General features: G+C 39.8%; 16 protein-coding genes and 1 tRNA gene. 2 read left to right on the top strand and 15 right to left on the bottom strand.

Going from position 1 to position 19,359, the window contains the following annotated elements:
* Positions 1 to 72 precede the first annotated feature (72 nt).
* The 5 genes from rho to AUF14_RS07760 all read right to left on the bottom strand — a co-directional run bounded on the left by rho (position 73) and on the right by AUF14_RS07760 (position 6,257).
* Positions 73 to 1,368, bottom strand: a complete 1,296-nt coding sequence (gene rho, locus AUF14_RS07740) for a transcription termination factor Rho (protein ID WP_016179853.1) — start codon at positions 1,366 to 1,368, stop codon at positions 73 to 75.
* The gene (locus AUF14_RS07745) at positions 1,368 to 2,639 is read right to left on the bottom strand and encodes a UDP-N-acetylglucosamine 1-carboxyvinyltransferase (protein WP_016179852.1); all 1,272 of its coding nucleotides are present in this window, start codon (positions 2,637 to 2,639) and stop codon (positions 1,368 to 1,370) included. Before AUF14_RS07745 ends, rho begins: the two co-directional genes overlap by 1 nt.
* 319 nt (positions 2,640 to 2,958) lie before the next feature.
* A complete protein-coding gene (locus AUF14_RS07750; RefSeq protein WP_010744528.1) occupies positions 2,959 to 3,828 on the bottom strand; it encodes a class II fructose-bisphosphate aldolase in 870 nt (289 codons plus the stop codon).
* Between the two features lie 181 nt (positions 3,829 to 4,009).
* Entirely contained in the window at positions 4,010 to 5,620 is a 1,611-nt protein-coding gene (locus AUF14_RS07755; RefSeq protein ID WP_016179851.1) for a CTP synthase, read from the bottom strand.
* A gap of 187 nt (positions 5,621 to 5,807) precedes the next feature.
* On the bottom strand, positions 5,808 to 6,257 hold the full coding sequence (locus AUF14_RS07760) for a YueI family protein (RefSeq protein ID WP_016179850.1): 450 nt from the start codon (positions 6,255 to 6,257) through the stop codon (positions 5,808 to 5,810).
* A gap of 198 nt (positions 6,258 to 6,455) precedes the next feature.
* On the opposite strand from AUF14_RS07760, the gene AUF14_RS07765 reads away from it, so the two are divergent.
* Complete coding sequence (locus AUF14_RS07765) at positions 6,456 to 8,090, top strand: SulP family inorganic anion transporter (protein WP_049218383.1); 1,635 nt, start codon at positions 6,456 to 6,458, stop codon at positions 8,088 to 8,090.
* A gap of 63 nt (positions 8,091 to 8,153) precedes the next feature.
* Here AUF14_RS07765 and AUF14_RS07770 read toward each other — a convergent pair whose 3' ends face one another.
* The 7 genes from AUF14_RS07770 to rpoN all read right to left on the bottom strand — a co-directional run bounded on the left by AUF14_RS07770 (position 8,154) and on the right by rpoN (position 16,289).
* Positions 8,154 to 8,861, bottom strand: coding sequence for a hypothetical protein (locus AUF14_RS07770; RefSeq protein ID WP_049218381.1), 708 nt, complete (start codon positions 8,859 to 8,861; stop codon positions 8,154 to 8,156).
* Positions 8,862 to 9,074: 213 nt separating this feature from the next.
* The gene (gene eno / locus AUF14_RS07775) at positions 9,075 to 10,388 is read right to left on the bottom strand and encodes a phosphopyruvate hydratase (protein ID WP_048721559.1); all 1,314 of its coding nucleotides are present in this window, start codon (positions 10,386 to 10,388) and stop codon (positions 9,075 to 9,077) included.
* A gap of 112 nt (positions 10,389 to 10,500) precedes the next feature.
* Positions 10,501 to 11,256: a triose-phosphate isomerase gene (tpiA, locus tag AUF14_RS07780; RefSeq protein ID WP_010744522.1), complete on the bottom strand. Its 756-nt coding sequence runs from the start codon at positions 11,254 to 11,256 to the stop codon at positions 10,501 to 10,503.
* Positions 11,257 to 11,388: 132 nt separating this feature from the next.
* Positions 11,389 to 12,579: a phosphoglycerate kinase gene (locus AUF14_RS07785; RefSeq protein WP_016179848.1), complete on the bottom strand. Its 1,191-nt coding sequence runs from the start codon at positions 12,577 to 12,579 to the stop codon at positions 11,389 to 11,391.
* Between the two features lie 151 nt (positions 12,580 to 12,730).
* Entirely contained in the window at positions 12,731 to 13,732 is a 1,002-nt protein-coding gene (gene gap / locus AUF14_RS07790) for a type I glyceraldehyde-3-phosphate dehydrogenase (RefSeq protein ID WP_049218374.1), read from the bottom strand.
* A 35-nt stretch (positions 13,733 to 13,767) separates the two neighbouring features.
* Positions 13,768 to 14,811, bottom strand: coding sequence for a sugar-binding transcriptional regulator (locus tag AUF14_RS07795; protein ID WP_016179846.1), 1,044 nt, complete (start codon positions 14,809 to 14,811; stop codon positions 13,768 to 13,770).
* 176 nt (positions 14,812 to 14,987) lie between these two features.
* Positions 14,988 to 16,289, bottom strand: coding sequence for an RNA polymerase factor sigma-54 (rpoN, locus tag AUF14_RS07800; protein WP_016179845.1), 1,302 nt, complete (start codon positions 16,287 to 16,289; stop codon positions 14,988 to 14,990).
* Positions 16,290 to 16,341: 52 nt separating this feature from the next.
* On the opposite strand from rpoN, the gene AUF14_RS07805 reads away from it, so the two are divergent.
* Positions 16,342 to 16,413: transfer RNA gene (locus tag AUF14_RS07805), tRNA-Arg, on the top strand.
* Positions 16,414 to 16,688: 275 nt separating this feature from the next.
* Here the strand turns inward: AUF14_RS07805 and AUF14_RS07810 are convergent.
* The 3 genes from AUF14_RS07810 to AUF14_RS07820 form a co-directional block, all read right to left on the bottom strand.
* Positions 16,689 to 17,948, bottom strand: a complete 1,260-nt coding sequence (locus AUF14_RS07810; protein WP_102865983.1) for a cytochrome P450 — start codon at positions 17,946 to 17,948, stop codon at positions 16,689 to 16,691.
* A 120-nt stretch (positions 17,949 to 18,068) separates the two neighbouring features.
* Complete coding sequence (rpoE, locus tag AUF14_RS07815; protein WP_016182027.1) at positions 18,069 to 18,677, bottom strand: DNA-directed RNA polymerase subunit delta; 609 nt, start codon at positions 18,675 to 18,677, stop codon at positions 18,069 to 18,071.
* A 73-nt stretch (positions 18,678 to 18,750) separates the two neighbouring features.
* Entirely contained in the window at positions 18,751 to 19,185 is a 435-nt protein-coding gene (locus tag AUF14_RS07820) for a DUF1934 domain-containing protein (RefSeq protein ID WP_016182026.1), read from the bottom strand.
* Positions 19,186 to 19,359 lie beyond the last annotated feature (174 nt).

Genomic DNA, 19,359 nt, shown 5'->3' on the forward strand with positions numbered 1-19,359 from the left:
CATTTGCTGGTTCAGAGTTATTTTTGCAATTTGCAACATGAATATACTATCATGAATGATTCGACAATGCAATTATCTTTTTTGATTTCTTCGCACGGTTTTTCCCCCGAATGAAACATCTTTGAAAGCTTTGAAAACTTGGTCGTTATTCTTTGTCTTTTTCAAGAAATTAACAAATTGTGACGTATATTCTAAGGAGTCGCCAGTCATATTATTACGTAGCTTAAAGATTTCCTCCAAACGAGATGGTGCCATTAATAATTCTTCTTTACGTGTACCTGATTTCTTGATGTCAATGGCAGGGAAGATTCGACGTTCGGATAATTCTCGAGATAATTGTAATTCTAGGTTCCCGGTTCCCTTGAACTCTTCATAGATGACATCATCCATCCGGCTACCGGTATCAACTAACGCAGTTGCTAAAATCGTTAAACTTCCGCCTTCTTCAATATTACGAGCGGCACCAAAGAATTTCTTTGGCTTATATAACGCAGCTGGATCGATCCCGCCGCTTAATGTCCGACCGCTTGGGGGAACGACTAAGTTATAAGCACGAGCCAACCGAGTGATACTATCCATCAAAATGACTACATCACGCTTATCTTCGACTAAACGCATCGCGCGTTCTAAGACTAATTCGGATACCCGAGTATGATTTTGTGGCTGTTGATCAAAGGTTGAATAAACCACATCGCCCTTCACGCTGCGTTCTAAGTCCGTCACTTCTTCTGGACGTTCGTCAATTAAGAGAACAATCAGTTCCACATCGGGATAGTTATCAGTAATACCATTGGCGATTTCTTTAAGGATTGTTGTTTTTCCGGCTTTAGGCGGTGCAACGATTAAGCCACGTTGACCAAATCCTACCGGTGAGAAGATGTCGATCATTCGTGTAGACAAACGACCGGGAGTTGTTTCTAAAACTAATTGTTTCTCAGGATAAAGAGCTGTTAATGCAGGGAAATGCGGACGTTCTTTGGCTTCTTCTGGATCTTTACCATTAACACTTTCCACATGCATCAAACCATAATAACGCTCTGATTCTTTTGGCGGACGAGCTTTTCCCGCCACTTTGTCTCCATTTCGCAAACCAAAACGACGAATCTGTGAGGAAGAAATATAGATATCTTCCGCACTTGATCCATAATTGATCGGACGCAAAAAGCCGTAACCGTCTTGTCCAACAATATCCAAGACACCTTCCATATAAAAGAAGCCTTGTTTTTCTGCCTGTGCTCGAATCACAGCCAGCGATAATTCCTTTTTGTTCATTTGACTATAATAAGGAATTTTAAAGTCTTTTGCATAAGCATAAATTTCTTTTAGCGTCTTGTTTTCAAGTTCCGCCATTGTTAAATAATCGCTCATTATTCCGCCTCTTCCTCGTCGATCATTTCGATAGTAGCACCAAGAGCTGTCAGTTTTTCAATAATATGATCATAGCCTCGTAAAATGTATTCAACATTAAAAATCGTGGTTTTGCCTTCTGCCATTAATCCAGCGATAACTAAACAAGCACCTGCACGTAAATCAGAAGCTACTACTTCTGCACCATGTAATTTGTTCGAGCCATTTAATACGATCAAGTTGCCTTCCACGCGAGCATCAGCGCCCATGCGGACTAATTCTGGTATATGATTTACCCGTTTTGAATAAATCGTATCAACGATTTCAGCTGTCCCTTGGGCTTTTAATAATAGCGGTGTGATTGGCTGTTGCAAGTCCGTTGCAAAGCCTGGGTATGGAGATGTTGTGACATCGACCGTTTTTAAGTTCTTAGACGGCAGCACTTCAATACTGTCTTCTGAGATATTCATTTCCACACCAATTTCCTCTAGTTTTGCGATAAAGCTTTCGATGTGCTCATAGATCACGTTATGAACAGTTACCCCTTCGCCCATCGCAGCAGCCAAGGCCAAATAAGTCCCTGCTTCGATCCGGTCAGGAATGATTGAATGGACACAGCCATGCAATTCCTCGACTCCTTCGATTCGAATCTCGTCCGTACCAGCACCGCGAATCTTCGCACCCATATTATTCAATAATGTTGCAACATCAATAATTTCAGGTTCTTTGGCAGCATTTTCGATAATCGTTTTTCCTTTAGCTTTTACCGCAGCAAGCATCACATTGATCGTCGCACCAATGGAAACCACATCCATAAAGATACGATCCCCACTTAAGCCGTCTTCATCTGTTCGCAAATAAATCACGCCATGTTCATTCGAAACTTCCGCACCTAAACTCTCGAACCCTTTGATATGCAGGTCAATCGGACGAGGTCCTAGGAAACATCCACCTGGCAAGCCGACAACTGCTTCACCGAATTTGCCCAATAAAGCACCCATGAAATAGTAAGAAGCACGCAATGAATTGATTTTGCCGCTTGGCATCGGGATTGAAACAACATTGCTTGGATCAATCACCATTCGATTATCTTCAAAAGACACTTTTGCTCCCATAATCTCTAAAATCTCGATCAAGGAATGCACGTCTTGAATGTCTGGAACACCTTCTAAAGTTACTGGCGAATCCGCCATAATTGCTGCTGGAATTAATGCGACCGCGCTGTTTTTCGCGCCGCTGATTGTAATATTACCTGATAATGGCTTTCCACCATGAATTTCGATTTTTCTCATTTATTTTCACCTAATTAATTATTTTGAAGTTTATAGACCATTATCCATTCTAGCATATTATTGCCTGTATAAAAAGGAAGCTTTCTCAAATCTCACAAGAAAATAAGCAGCTTTTTCATGCTTCAATTAGATTCGGATATCAGGTAGCTATTTTTTATCTCCAAGCATTCTTACTTCGGTGAAATTATTTGTATTTTTAAAATTTTCAGTTTTTTAACTACTTACAAAAGCAGTAGAGAACTTCTCCGTGAAAACCTTCAATAAATTGATTGTACAAAAAAAGCCTCGGAACAGTTGCTCCGAGACTAAAAGAATCTAATTAAGCTTTGTTAGCTGAACCGAACCAGTCAATATGTTCTTCAGCATCTTTAACGATTGCAGCAACACCTGGTGCTAACAATTTACGAGGGTCAAAGCCTTTTCCTTCTTTATCTTTGCCAGCTTCGATGTATTCACGAGTTGCTTTAGCAAATGATAATTGGAATTCAGTGTTAACGTTGACTTTAGAAACACCCATTGAGATTGCTTTTTGGATTTGTTCTTGAGGAATACCTGATCCACCGTGTAATACTAAAGGAACATCGTTACCTACAGCATCAGCGATCGCTTGTAAGTGGTCAAATGCTAGACCTTTCCAGTTTTCAGGGTATACACCATGAATGTTACCGATACCGCATGCTAAGTAGTCGATACCTGTAGCAACCATTTGTACACATTCGTCGATGTCAGCTAATTCACCAGCACCGATGATTCCGTCTTCTTCACCACCGATTGAACCAACTTCACACTCAACAGAGATACCTTTAGCGTGAGCTTTTTCAACAACGTCTTTAGCCAATTTCAAGTTTTCTTCAAATGGAAGATGAGAACCATCAAACATGATTGAAGTGTAGCCAACTTCGATACATTCTAAAGCAGCTTCATAGTCACCATGGTCTAAGTGGATTGCAACTGGTACAGTGATACCCATTGAGTCTACTAAATCAGTGATGATGTCTTTAGCAACTTTGTATCCGCCCATGTATTTTGCTGCGCCCATTGAAGTTTGGATAAGAACGGGTGCTTTTTTAGCTTCTGCAGCCTTTAGAATTGCTTGAGTCCATTCTAAATTGTTTGTGTTGAATCCACCAACTGCATATCCGCCTTTACGTGCAGCTTTTAAGAATTCTGCTCCTGATACTACTGGCATAAAAAATTCCTCCTAAGGTTTTTTACTATTTGGTTAAGCCATGCTTAACTAACGTGTTAATTCTATCAAAGTTTTCCCATCTTTGCTACTGCTAACCATCCGATAAAACCTTTACATTTCAACTTTTTTGCTTTTTTAATATAAAAAACTGAAAGGCGTCTATGCCTTTCAGTCAAAATTACTATTTTGCTTCTTTACTTTCCAATGACGCACCTACGAAGGCTTTGATCAATGGTTGAGGACGATTTGGACGAGAGATCAATTCAGGATGGAATTGACAGCCCACGAAGAATTTATTTTCTGGAATTTCAACAATTTCAACCAGACGATTGTCAGGAGAAACTCCTGAGAAAACGAGTCCCTTGTCTTCAAATAATTGACGGTATTGGTTGTTGAACTCATAACGATGACGGTGACGTTCTTGAATCACCTCTTCGTTTCCATACGCAGCAGCAGTTTTGCTGCCTTTTTTCAATTTACATGGATACAAACCAAGACGTAACGTTCCACCTAAGTTTTCAACGTTTTCTTGATCCGCCATCAAATCGATAATATTGTTTGGTGTGTCTGGCACTGTTTCTGCTGAATCCGCTTGTTCCAAGCCAGCCACATTGCGGGCAAATTCTACACATGCCATTTGCATCCCTAGACAAATTCCTAAGAATGGCACATCATTTTCACGAGCATAACGAATCGCTTCGATTTTACCTTCGATCCCACGATCTCCAAATCCGCCAGGAACCAAGATACCATCCGCATCGCCTAGCACTTCCGCAACATTTTCTCGTGTAACATCTTGAGATTGAATCCATTCCACTTCGATATCTGAATCATAAGCAAAACCAGAATGTTTTAATGCTTCAACTACGGAGATGTAAGCATCTGGCAGTTCCACATATTTCCCAACTAAAGCAATTTTGACCTTCTTCTTAAGGTTCAGAACTTTTTCTTCCAATGCACGCCATTCCGTCATATCAGCTACAGGTGCATCGATTTTTAAATGATCACAAACGATTTGATCCATTCCTTGTGCTTGTAACGCTAAAGGAATAGAATAAAGAGTTTCAACATCGCGAGATTCAATCACTGCTTCTGGCGCTACATCACAGAATTGAGCCAATTTATTCTTGGTACTTTGAGAAACTGGTGATTCTGTACGGACAACTAAAATATTTGGTTGGATTCCCAAACCACGCAACTCTTTTACGCTGTGTTGTGTCGGTTTGGTTTTCATTTCACCCGCTGCTTTTAAGTAAGGGATCAATGTAGTATGGATATACATTACATTATCCGCGCCAACTTCTGCTTTCATTTGGCGCAACGCTTCTAAGAATGGCAAGGACTCGATATCTCCAACCGTTCCGCCGACTTCTGTGATGATCACGTCTGAGTCTGTCATCTTCGCCGCACGCATGATTTTTGATTTAATTTCATTAGTGATGTGTGGAATCACTTGTACAGTTGCACCCAGGTATTCACCTTTACGTTCTTTGCGAATAACTTCTGAATAGATTTTTCCTGTCGTTACGTTGGAGTATTGATTTAAGTTGATGTCGATAAAACGTTCATAGTGACCTAAGTCTAAGTCCGTTTCAGCACCATCATCTGTTACAAAAACTTCTCCGTGTTGGTATGGACTCATCGTACCCGGATCGACATTGATATATGGATCGAATTTTTGAATGGTCACTTTCAATCCTCGATTTTTAAGCAAACGACCTAAAGATGCTGCTACGATCCCTTTACCTATTGATGAAACTACGCCGCCAGTTACAAAAATATACTTTGTCATAAATGAAAAAACTCCTTCATACTAATTTGCAGGAAACGTCTAGAAAAAACAAAGAAAGCTCCCTATCCAATCGAATAGGGAGCTTTGAATTCACTAAACACTTGACCCTACTAAAAGGGTGCCCAAGCAATATAATAGCGACACTTCGAGAAAATGTCAACTGTAATTTTTCGTTGCTTACAGTTATTTAATCAAACAATCTACCGAAAAAGCTCTTCTTTGGCTTTGTTTCAACTGTTTCATTGTCATTTTGAGACGAATATTTTTCTTCGATGTCGATAATTTCTTGATTCACCGCATGATCGGTCACTAATAATACCCCAATACTTTCTTCCGAATCTACGGTAGCATCATTAACGATCGTGAAGTCAACAGAATTTTTAGAAGCTAGAGCAATAAACTCATTCTGCAAATTCCCATCAACCGCCCCATTTATCAACAGCTTCCCTTCAGGATACTTTTGGATTTCCGAAATCAGGTGCTCGCGATCCTGTTGATTTCTCATCTCTTTTATCGTCATACTTGCAAAACAACGTTCACGAAATGTCCCCAAATATTTTCTTTGTTCGTCTGGATTCACGCGTGCCGCGCCAAAACGACCTTTGTCTAAATGCTGCTGTAATTCATCTTTTGCCATCTTTCTCACTTCCTCCTAGATCTCTCTTTTGAATCTAGTATATCAAAGTACCATGAAAAATGCTGAATCTCTGCAAAAAAGCGCTACCTGCTTTAAAAATGATAAAAAACCATTGTGCTTTTATTGCTACTATTTTATAGTAAAAGAGGTGTTTAAATCTTTACTAAAGCCCGTTGATTAACGGGCTTTTATCGTATTTTGAAAAAGGAGTGTTTTAAGATTAAGCGTTATAAAAATTTATTACAACAGGAGTTTCGCCATTATTCCAAGGCGAAGCTTCAAAAGGACCTATTAGCGGGATTGACCGTTGCGGCTGTGGCCTTGCCTCTTGCGTTGGCCTTTGGGGTTTCTAGCGGAGCCGATGCGGCAGCCGGGATGATCACAGCCATTATCGCAGGAATTGTGATCGGCAGTCTTTCCGGGGGCTTTTACCAAATTTCTGGACCAACAGGCGCTATGGCCGCCATTCTTATGGGGATTATTGCTACCCAGGGTTTAGCTGGTGTCTTAGTTGCTACTTTTATTGCAGGTGCCATTTTATTGATTGCAGGCTTATTCAAGCTGGGAAATCTCACCTCCTTCATTCCTTCACCTGTTATCACAGGTTTTACTTCAGGAATTGCTATCATTATTGCTCTAGGACAAATTGATAACTTTTTCGGTACGACCTCCGTTGGAGATAGTGCTTTAGCAAAATTGATGAGTTATCGCTTTAATTTTACGCCGGATTTACCGACTCTTCTATTGGGCATCATCGTTTTGCTATTCTTAGTTTTTTATCCCAAGAAATGGAGCCAATTTTTACCAGCGTCACTCGTTGCAATTATTTTAGCCACATTTGCTTCTATTCTTTTCCAGCTTCCTGTTGCAAAGGTCGGGAAAATTCCGACATCCTTATTAACAGGAGAACGGCTCCATTTAGCAACGCTTAACTTTTCTCTGATCAAACAATTATTCCTCCCTGCCGTCAGTATCGCAATGCTGGGTATGATCGAAAGCTTGCTTTGCGGTGCCTCTGCTGGGCGCATGACAGGCAAAGATCTCGACAGTAATCAAGAACTGATCGCTCAAGGAATCGGCAATATGATTTTACCTTTTTTTGGCGGTATACCAGCAACAGCGGCAATTGCAAGAACCAGTGTTGCGATAAAATCAGGTGCTCAGACACGTTTGGCAGGAATTTTCCATGCACTTTTTCTATTTCTTTCTATGATCATTTTTGCTCCGATCATGTCCCAAATTCCTATGGCAGCTCTTGCCAGTGTTCTACTGATAACCAGCTGGCGAATGCATGAATGGACGACGATAAAAACGATGATTCAGCAAAAAAATCGAACAGCCATCCTTTTGTTTTTTGTAACAATGCTTAGTACGATTATCTTTGATTTGAGCATCGCGATTGTCATCGGTGTTATTTGCGGATGCATTTTCTTTATTGCAAAAAGTGCTCGAATTTCTATCGTCACTGAAGAAATTGATTGGCAAAGAATGGCACTGCCTCATTCTGATGTAAGCTCTGATTGGGCAGTCATCTACATCACCGGGCCATTATTCTTCATGTCTGCGAGTCAATTGAAACAAGAGTTAGACCAAGTGGTGGACAAAGAAGGAATCATCTTTTCCCTTCGCGGAGTACCAAGTATCGATGTAACAGCCCTTGACACATTTGCTGATTATTTCTCTGTAGCACGATTGAAAAACCAAAAACTGGTCTTCACTTCCATGCAGCCTGAAGTAGAAAAGCAATTCCAGCAGTTATGGGAGAAACAAACCAATTGCCCCATTCAACACCCAACTGTTGCACATGCGCTCCAAGCATTGCATCAAGAGTAATAAAATAGCAATAGAGAGTTCAGTGTATTCAAAACACTGAACTCTCTATTTGTTTTAAAAGTACTATTGATTTTGTTCTTCCAATTGCCTACGTCTTATTTCCTCCGTCTGTTTGTTTAAATCGTTTTCAGCTTGAACTAATTCTTCATAGGTAAGAATACCATCATTATTCAGATCAGCTTGAGAGGTTTGTTCGCTAATCACCCGTTCGCCATTTGGCAAAACGCGGAGAACCGTCACTGCTTCCCCATTCGGACTGACCAACACTTGCCCAACTTGATCATCTTTTTGAGTTTCCTCAGAAGTAGATGGTGTCGCTTGAGTCGATGGTTGCTTAGCTTCAGTTGATGTTTGAGGCTCTACGACAGGTTCTGTTTTTGAAGTCTCTTCTTTAGATCGCTGAAAACTAACAGATGGCTCAATGTTGATTTTTTTTTCTACCTGTTCACTGTTTTTCTTAGAATTCAAAGTCAGCTCTTTAACCTTTGGCTCATCTAATTGATATTCCAAACGAAATAATCCGTGCTCATCAGCAGATTCCTTTTGATTTTCGATGGAAACCACCGCATCTGGCTCTGTTGTTCCGGTAATGATCGCTTTACCTAGTTCATCCGTTTCAAAAGTCTTAAAGCAAATAATCTCAAGCTTCTTCTCTTTTTCAGAGGAAGACTGTGAAATACTCGCCTCTCGCTTTTGTTCTTTTTCAGTACTACAACCAACTAACAGAAAAACACTTGCAGTTAGAACTGCAAAACTAACAATCTTTTTCATAATTCCCTCCGAATTTTAAAATAGCACTACTCTTTTCATTATAAACATACGAATAGAACCGCTGTCTAGAAGAAAACAGACTACTTTTTAGGAATTATTAGTTGTTAAAACGTTCTAGTTAGAATAAATAAAAAATCCTCCTGTCCAAAAATTAGACAAGAGGATTTTTCACTATCATCAAATAAAACATACTAGACAGAAAAACTATCTTAATTATTTACCGATAAATGGGTTGTTTTTTAAGTTGTAGAAAGATTTGATTCCTTTGTATTCTGCAACATCACCCAATTGGTCTTCGATACGTAATAATTGATTGTATTTAGCAATACGGTCAGTACGTGAAAGAGAACCAGTTTTGATTTGACCAGCATTTGTTGCAACAGCGATATCAGAGATTGTTGAATCTTCTGTTTCACCAGAACGGTGAGATACAACTGCAGTGTAGCCAGCTTCTTTAGCCATTTCGATAGCGTTGAATGTTTCTGTTAAAGTCCCGATTTGGTTAACTTTGATAAGGATTGAGTTTGCAACGCCCATATCGATTGCTTTAGCTAATTTTTCAGTGTTTGTAACAAACAAGTCGTCACCAACTAATTGAACTTTATCGCCTAAAGCTTCAGTTAATTTCTTAGTACCTTCCCAGTCGTTTTCGTCTAAGCCGTCTTCGATTGAGATGATTGGGTATTTAGCAACTAATGATTCGTAGAATGCGATCATTTCTTCAGTTGTTTTTTCGCCTTCGCCTGAATCAGCTAAAACGTAAACACCTTTTTCTTTGTCGTAGAATTCTGAAGAAGCAGCATCCATAGCAAGAACGATGTCTTTACCAGGTACATAGCCAGCTTTTTCAATTGCTTCGATGATTACTTCAAAACCTTCTTCGTTAGAACCAAGGTTAGGAGCGAATCCACCTTCGTCACCGACTGAAGTAGCAAGACCTTTAGCTTTTAAGATTGAAGCTAAAGCGTGGAATACTTCTGCACCATAACGTAAAGCTTCTTTGAATGTAGGAGCGCCAACAGGCATGATCATAAATTCTTGGAAGTCGATAGAGTTATCAGCATGTGATCCACCGTTGATGATATTCATCATAGGAGTAGGCAAAACTTTTGTATTGAATCCGCCAAGGTAGTTGTACAATGGGATTTCTAAGAAGTCAGCAGCTGCACGAGCAACAGCAATAGAAACACCAAGAATAGCGTTCGCACCTAATTTACCTTTGTTAGGAGTGCCATCTAATTCGATCATAGCAGCATCAATAGCAGCTTGGTCACGTACGTCGTAGCCGATGATTGCTTCAGCGATGATGTTGTTTACATTATCAACTGCTTTAGTAACACCTTTACCGCCGTAACGAGCTTTGTCGCCATCACGTAATTCAACGGCTTCGTATTCACCAGTTGAAGCACCTGAAGGAACCATACCGCGGCCGAATGCGCCGTCTTCTGTATAAACTTCTACTTCGATTGTTGGGTTACCACGTGAGTCTAGGACTTCGCGTGCGTAAACGTCTGAGATAATTGACATGTTTTGTCTCTCCTTTAAAATTTGTTTTTATTAAAGGGTTAAAAACCCTTATAACCAATATTAGTGAAAATCGCCGGCAGTTGCAAACAAAAGCCGCAATTTTCTATAAAAATTATTTTGCGCCTTCTAATAAAGCTAAGAATGAATCAGCTTTCAAGCTAGCTCCGCCGACTAAAGCACCGTCAACGTTTTCTTTTGCCATGTATTCAGCGATGTTTTCTGGTTTCACAGAACCGCCGTATTGGATACGAACAGCTTCAGAAACTTCTTTGCCGTAGATACCTTCAACTGTTGAACGAACAACGCCGCAGATTTCATCAGCGATTTGTGCGTCCGCAGATTTACCAGTACCGATTGCCCAGATTGGTTCGTATGCAATAACCATGCTTGAAACTTGTTCAGCAGAAAGATCAGCTAAACCAGCTTTGATTTGTCCTTCGATCCATTCAGCTGTTTTGCCAGCTTCATAGGTTTCTAAAGATTCACCACAGCAAAGAATTGGCAACATGCCGTTAGCAAAGATCGCTTTGGCTTTTTTGTTGATTTCTTCGTCTGTTTCGTGGAAATATTCACGACGTTCTGAATGGCCAATGATGACATAATCCACACCAAGATCAGCTAAAGCGGCAGGTGAAGTTTCACCAGTGAATGCTCCAGCATTTTCCCAGTAGCAATTTTGAGCAGAGATTTTTAAGTCAGTGCCTTTAGCTGCTTCAACTAATTCTTGTAAGAATAAAGCAGGAGACCCGATCACTGAATCTACTTTATCATTAGCAGGAATGTTGTTTTTCACTGCTTCAGCAAAATCTTTTGCTTCTGAGGCAGTTAAATTCATTTTCCAGTTACCAGCGATAATTGGTTTACGCATTTAAAAAAACTCCTTTTTGAATTTTTATTGTCTAGTATTACGAGCTAGCTCTCTTCAACAATAAGCGGAGCTGATGTAGAACAGTACCTACTTGGTGCTTGAGAGCTGAACGAGCTCGAAATACTTTTCTGATTATTTGTCGTTGATTGCTGCAAGACCTGGTAATTCTTTACCTTCTAGTAATTCAAGACTTGCACCGCCACCAGTTGAGATGTGAGTGAATTTGTCAGCAAAGCCAAGTTGTTCAGCTGCAGCTGCAGAGTCCCCACCACCGATGATTGTTGTAGCATCTTTCAAGTTAGCGATTGCTTCACAAACACCGATTGTTCCGCGAGCGAAGTTGCTCATTTCGAACACACCCATAGGTCCGTTCCAAACAACTGTTTTCGCGCCTTCTAATGTTTGGGCGAATAAAGCGATTGATTCTGGTCCAATGTCAAGACCCATTTGTCCAGCAGGAACATCACCAGTATGTTCTTCCGTTGGAACGTCGTTTGAAAATTCAGCCGCTGTGATTGAGTCAACTGGTAAAACTAATTTGTCGCCAGCTGCTTCGATCAATTCTTTCGCCAAATCCACTTTATCAGCTTCAACTAATGAGTTACCGATTTCCATGCCTTTAGCTTTGTAGAATGTATAAGTCATTCCGCCGCCGATTAAGATTTTGTCAGCTTTAGGAATCAAGTTTTTGATTACGCCGATTTTGTCAGAAACTTTCGCGCCACCTAAGATCGCAACCATCGGACGTTTAGGTTCTTCCACAGCTTCTCCGATGAATTTAATTTCTTTTTCCATTAAGAATCCAGCAACAGTTGGAATTCCAGTAGAAGCGATACCTACGTTTGAAGCGTGCGCACGATGAGCCGTACCAAATGCGTCATTAACGAATACATCGCCTAATGAAGCCCAGTATTTACCCAATTCAGCGTCATTTCCGCTTTCTTTTTTACCGTCGATATCTTCAAAACGAGTGTTTTCAAAGACAACCACGTCGCCGTCTTTCATGTCTGCGATTGCTGATTCCAATTCAGAGCCACGAGTTTCAGGTACAAACGTTACATTTTTACCCAATAATTCGCTTAAACGTTCAGCAACTGGTTTTAATGATTTGCCAGCTTTATCTTCTTCTGTTTTCACACGACCTAGGTGAGAGAACAATATTGCTTTGCCGCCTTGTTCTAAAATGTAGTTGATTGTTGGTAACGCCGCTTTGATACGAGTGTCATCAGTAATCACGCCATCCTTAACAGGAACGTTAAAGTCCACACGAACTAAAACTTTCTTGTCTTTCAAGTCAAGATCTTTAACTGTCATTTTTGCCATGAAAGAAAACCTCCAAATAATTTTTTTAAATCTTTATTATTATACAACTCTTTTTGACAAAAGAGCCAATGATAAACTTACGAAAAAAACGGAGAAGCGCGTCGCTTCCCCGCCTTGTTCAGACAATGTTCTTTTTCGTTTAAAATAAATCTTATAGGTTTGCGAAATATTCTAAAGTACGAACTAATTGAGCAGTGTATGACATTTCATTGTCATACCAAGCAACTGTTTTAACTAATTGTTGGTCGCCAACAGACATAACTTTAGTTTGAGTTTCGTCAAATAATGAACCGTAAGTCATACCTACGATATCTGAAGAAACGATTTCGTCAGTGTTGTAACCGAATGATTCGTTAGCAGCTGCTTTCATTGCTGCATTTACTTCATCAACGGTAACTTTTTTGTCAAGTACTGTTACTAATTCAGTTAATGAACCTGTTGGAACAGGAACACGTTGAGCAGCTCCGTCTAATTTACCGTTTAATTCAGGAATAACTAGACCGATTGCTTTAGCAGCACCAGTTGAGTTAGGCACGATGTTTGCTGCAGCAGCACGCGCACGACGGAAGTCGCCTTTAGGGTGAGGTCCATCAAGAGTCATTTGGTCACCAGTGTAAGCGTGGATAGTTGTCATTAAGCCTTCAACAACGCCAAATTCGTCATTTAAAGTTTTAGCCATAGGAGCTAAACAGTTAGTAGTACATGAAGCACCAGAGATAACTGTTTCGTCACCAGTTAAAGTTTCGTGGTTAGTGTTGTAAACGATTGTTGGAACATCGTTACCACCAGGAGCTGAGATAACAACACGTTTAGCACCAGCTGTTAAATGTTTTTCAGCAGCAGATTTTGAAGTGAAGAATCCAGTACATTCTAATACGATATCTACTCCTAGTTCTCCCCAAGGTAATTCTTCAGGGTTGCGGTTAGCAAGAACCTTAACTTCTTTGCCGTTCACGTTGAATGAACCTTCGTGAACTTCAACAGTTCCGTTAAAGCGACCTTGAGTTGTATCATATTTTAACAAGTGAGCCAACATTTTAGCGTCTGTTAAGTCGTTGATAGCTACAACTTCCAATCCTTCTACATCTTGGATACGGCGGAATGCTAAGCGTCCGATACGTCCAAATCCGTTAATTCCAACTTTTACTGTCATTTAAGATTTCCTCCTTATGGAATCAAAAAATATATTTATTTTAAAGGGGATGTCCCTTTTAAAATCTCGTTAGCCGCAGCTTCATCGGTGATGAGCCACGTTTGTTGTGGAGCATTTTTCATATACGCTGTAATGGCTTTGGCTTTACTCTTACCACCAGCGACTGCAAGAATCGTCGGCATCTTTTGAATATCCTCTAAGGATAATCCGATACGCGGCACCTTATGAACGATCTCTCCGTTCTCGTCAAAAAAGTACCCAAAGGATTCTGCAACGGCATTTTTTTGTTTCAGACGAACAATCTCATCTTCAGACATTTTTCGTCTTGCTGCCATGTGCAATGCTCGGCCAATACTGTGAACTACACAATTGGCTTCTTTAATCATCGCCAAGACACTTCTGATAGAAGGTTCTTTCAGCAGAGTATGATACGCCTCTTCGCTTAATTGCTCTGGGACATATAATGCACGATGCTCCCCATGAGCATTGGCTGCCATCAAGGCGCTGACTGAATTTGCTTGAATCGATACGGCTTCGCCGATACCTCCTCTAGCTGGAACAAAAAGATTATGTCGTTTGACTGTTTCTAATGGACTGACATGTCTGGCAACTTCCGCCATCGTAGTTCCGCCCATCACTGCAATAATATTTCGGCCTTCTGGCAGTTGACGCTGCAAAGCCTCATCAACTAACTCACCAAATTCACCAATTACCTTTTCCTGCTCATCACTGTTACCAGAAACGATCAAGCATCGTTCGATCTTAAAAAGTGAAGCAAGTTGTTTTTCTAACTGATCCATTCCGGTAAACTGTTCCATCAATAGTTCTAAATGCTGTAACAGTCCCTCGCCCTTTTCAGTTAATAACATGCCGCTCTTCGTTGCATCAATCAAACGCTGATCTCTAAGATAATCCGTCTCCCCACGTAATACTCGCTCGGTAAGACCTAATGAATCAGCTAAGTTTCTTCGACCGATTGGTTGCATCCAAAAAATATTCTGCATAATGCGATATCTCTTTTTGACAACCTCTAGCACATCAGGGGCGATTGCTTCAAGTACTCTTAATTCACTTAACAAAGGAATTCCTCCGTTGGACTTAAGTAGTCCCTCATAGACTTTTAGCGACCCATGAATTTTAAAAAAAATGCAAGAAACTCAAATTACTGATTTGAAATTTGCTGATTTCTTACATGACAAAGTGTAACAGTTTTGCGCCTTATACGCAAGGAAAAAGCCAAGTTTTTTTACTTGGCTCAATCAAAACGTTTTCTTTTCGAAGAGCTGGGAATATTTAACGCATCTCGATACTTTGCGACCGTCCTCCGAGAGATTTTTTGCTCTTTTTCTGCGAGTAATTCCACTATTTTTTGATCAGATAACGGTTTACGTTTATCTTCTTGCTCAACGAACGATGCAATTAATTGCTTGACCTCATCCGCAGAGGTATCCTCATCATTGACTTTATTGACAAAAAAGCTGCGCAGTTCGAAAACACCAAAGTCAGTTTCAATATATTTTCCATTAACTGCACGGCTGATCGTTGATTCATGAACTTCCAATTGTTTCGCCACATCTTTAAGCATCAACGGCTTTAATGCACCCTGTTTTTCCTCAAAGAATGCGGCTTGATGCTGAACAATGATTTTTCCAACCTCTAAAATGGTATCTTTTCGCTGTCCCAGCGTTTTGTTCAGCCATTCAAATTGCTGGAGTTTTTCTTTCAGGTAAATTTTGGTTTCTTCGTCCGCTTGCTGTTTCAAACGATTGAAATAATTTTCCTGAAAATTCAGTCTTAGCTGCCCTCGCTTATTTGATAATACAACTAATCGTCCTTCTCTTCTTACTAAAGTAAGATCAGGAATGATAAAATTGGAATCCTGCCCGCCAAAGCTTGCTCCTGGGAATGGATTCAATGTCCGAATATAATCTAAAATTTGCTGAACCTGCGGCAAGCTGATTTGATATTCTTTAGCAATCTGCTCGAATTTCCTCTTTGCAATCGCATCAAAGGATTCTTCTAATAATAGATAAGCTAGTTCTGGCGCATAATCATCTTGCTCAGTCTGGAGCATCAAGCATTCCTGTAAATTTCTTGCACCAACACCCGGCGGATCTAATTGCTGCAAAAGCGTTAAAGCATCCAGATACTGAATATCTGTCGCGTTTAACTCATCCTTTATTTCTTCTTCATCAACTTTCAAATATCCATTAACATCGATATACTCTACCAAGACCAGCATAATCTCACGAATAAAGGTATCACGATAATTCAAATGTATCTGATTGATTAAATGCTCAAATAACGAAACAGGGTGATCGGCAATTTGAATGAAGGATTCTTCCTTAACTGCACCACTGTGCATTTGCATTAAATCACTTTGTATTTTCGGAGCAACTACGTCAAACAATGGATTCTCTAAAGAAACTGTTTCAACATAGTCCTGCAACTCCTCAGTATTAAATTGTAATATTTGAATCGCCTGCTGCAGCTCCTGTGTCATCGCTAATTTTTGGGTTTGCTGCTGCTTTTGCGAATAACCTTGTTGAAACTTCATATACTTTCTCCTTGTTTTTTTAAAATAATATGCTAAACTAATAATCGTGCTTGCGCCCTTAGTGTAGTGGATATCACGTAAGATTCCGGTTCTTGAGACGGGGGTTCGATTCCCTCAGGGCGCATACTTTTACGACACTTCTCATCTTTGAGAAGTGTCTTTTCTTTTACCGATATATTTAGTCTATCTCCATAACTTCCATTATACTTTTTTAACAGATACTTATCAATTTTATCTATTTCAGCCCTCTTTTAATGTATAAACTCTGTAATAGCAACGAGTCTTAACGATTATTCAAACAGCTAAATAAAACATTTGATTGCAGAAAAATAATCTTTTTTAACTGCAAAATAGCCTCTCTAACTAAACTGCTTAGCCTAGTTAGAGAGGATCTATCGATTATTTCTTGATTAGCAGTGCTTTGCTTTTCGGATAAGTTGGAAATTGATTCATCGGAATGTTCCAGTCCTGCTCTGGTATCGAGAACTGGTATTTATTTACGAGCTGATCAGAAAAGACCCTTAACGTATGCAACGTAATCCACTCTCCCGCACAGCGATGCATTGTTTTAAATTCTCCTCCGCCTTGAGCGATCATTTCATACTCCTCATCATAAGAAATATGTTTTTCTTTTCCTAGGTAACGGGAAATTCGAAAGACTTCAGGCGTTTCAATCATTCGATCATCGTGGTTTGTTCCATAAAGATCAAGAACGACCCAGCTATCTTTAGGGATTAAGTATCCGTCAACTTCCACATCTTGTATTGCAAAGGCTGGTAGCATTGGGAAGAAGGGGTAGTATCGGCGCATTTCTTGTATGAATGAATCCTGCAGCTGATCAAATTCTGCATGGAGACGCTGGTAAATATCTGGTCGACTGAATAACGCATGCCCCATCAGAGCAATCCAAACAGTCAAGGCCACAGTTGGACGAATCACATTTAACAACTCAACAGCAGCAACATCAATCGGTAATAATTCACCATGATCATCTGTCGCTTTAGCAAAAGCATACAAAGCTACATCTTCTTTTCCAGCAACCGGATTGATTCGTGCATTTTCGATTAATGATTGAGCCCATTTTTCTGATTTTTTACGATTATCGATGCCTTTGATATGAGTCGCAGGGTTTGTTACAGCAGAGCTAATCATTGAGATTTGATATTCAGCTAATTGATCTACTTCCTTCTTAGTCAATTGAGATAAGTCAATGCCTGCCCACTCACAAATCGAACGGAATAGAACATCCTTAGCCAAATCGAATAATTCAAACTGTCCCTGTTGCCGATCTAGTTTTTGTGTCAAATTTTTATCAAGAATACGATGGTATTCCTCCATCCGTTTTGGGGTCATCAAATCCATAAAAATCGTTTTTCTGTGCTCATGAGCTTGACCATCTAATGTTTGAACGCCATTTTCTCCAAACAATGTTTTTAAAACAATTTTAGGCATTGCTCCTTCTCGTTTGAAATTGCGCGGATCATAAAACTTCTTAGCCGCTTCTTTTCCATAAATCGCAATCACTTCTTTGTTTAAAAGACGCGCTTTGACAACTGGAGCATTTGCCTCCTTGCGTAATTCTGAAAGCAATAAATAGCCTTCGTCTAAACGCTCAGTCACATCTGTTAGCTTGATTTTAATTTCCGGTACTTTTTCCATAACAATCCACTTCCGTTCTTCTTTTTCTAATTTTATACTATCGCGTTTCATAGAAAAGAATCAAAGGAAGCGCTTGTGAACGCTGGAAAATTGAATAAAAAAAGAATAGATCGCTATGATCTATTCTTCATCCTCTTCTTCATCATCAAAATCATCGTCGTCATCATCGATCACGCTTAGATCATCTTCGATTCCGCCTGGAACGACTTCTTCGTCATCTTCGCTTGCATCCGCTCCGATTTCTTGTAAATCAGAGTTGTATGCTGCGATTTCGTCATCATCATCGTCATCGTCGTCATCAATTTCATCTTCTTCATCGTCTACCAATAGATCCGTATCTTCTGGATCGTCGTCATTGTAGTCGATCGCATCTTCATCGTCATTGATAAAGGCATTGACTTTTTTGCGTTTCTTACGACGAGGAGCATCCTCTTCTTCATCCTCTAAGCCATGATTCACTTCTTCATCAATCGAATCAATCGCGTACCATGAACGTAATCCCCAGCGATTATCTCCTAGAGAAATAAAACTTCCATCAATATTCAAATCGGTATAAAATTGTGCTAATGCATCACGAATCTCACTGTCTGACTTGCCAAGATAGTTTTGGATTTGATTTACTAGATCCGAAAAATCCATTACATCTGCGCGTTCTTCCAGAATTGCGTGTGCCACTTCAATCATTGATAATTCATCTTTGTTCAAACCATCAAAAATACTAAGTTCCAAGTATGACACGTCCTTTCAAAGTCTACTCCTTATCATACAAAAACACAGGATAAAAAGCAAACCTTTCTTATACTTAGGTGGTAAATTCTAACACCATCTGATAGTCGCCTACTTTTTCATCTTTCATTAAAAGCGAGTAATCGATCGTGATGATGCCAGAAAATGGTCGATCCTTTAAACTCACGTGCATTTTGTTTGCATAGGTCGTGATCATAAAAATACCAAATGGTGTCTTGTAACTGGTTTCCATTTTCTCTCGATAAGCAAAACGCATGCGCATTCGAGTTTCACCAGAACGAATTAATTGTACCTGCGAATCCGGCATTACTTTCACCGTAACTGGAACTTCTTGACCATCTTGCTGAATCTCTTTGTAACGGATATACAGCGTGTCTCCCATCTTAACAACTTGACCAGGAAGATCGAAAACAAAGTCCTCTGTTTCATTGTTTTGAGTAACTTTTGTTTGAACCTTAATTTTGGCAGGAATACCTTCATTGATATTCACAGAGCTCCCACTCCTTTTTTTGTTTCATGTACTTATTTTTTAACATCTATCACTTTTTATGCCTTTTGGTTATCACTTACTTTATAGCCAAAATACAAGAAAAGTTGATATTCTTCCACTACTTATTTTTGTCGGTTTTGCTTTTTTTGTCAACTACTTCTGCTTTTTTGAGCG

Origin of the sequence: Enterococcus avium, assembly GCF_002891025.1 — a bacterium.
GTDB lineage: Bacteria > Bacillota > Bacilli > Lactobacillales > Enterococcaceae > Enterococcus_A > Enterococcus_A avium.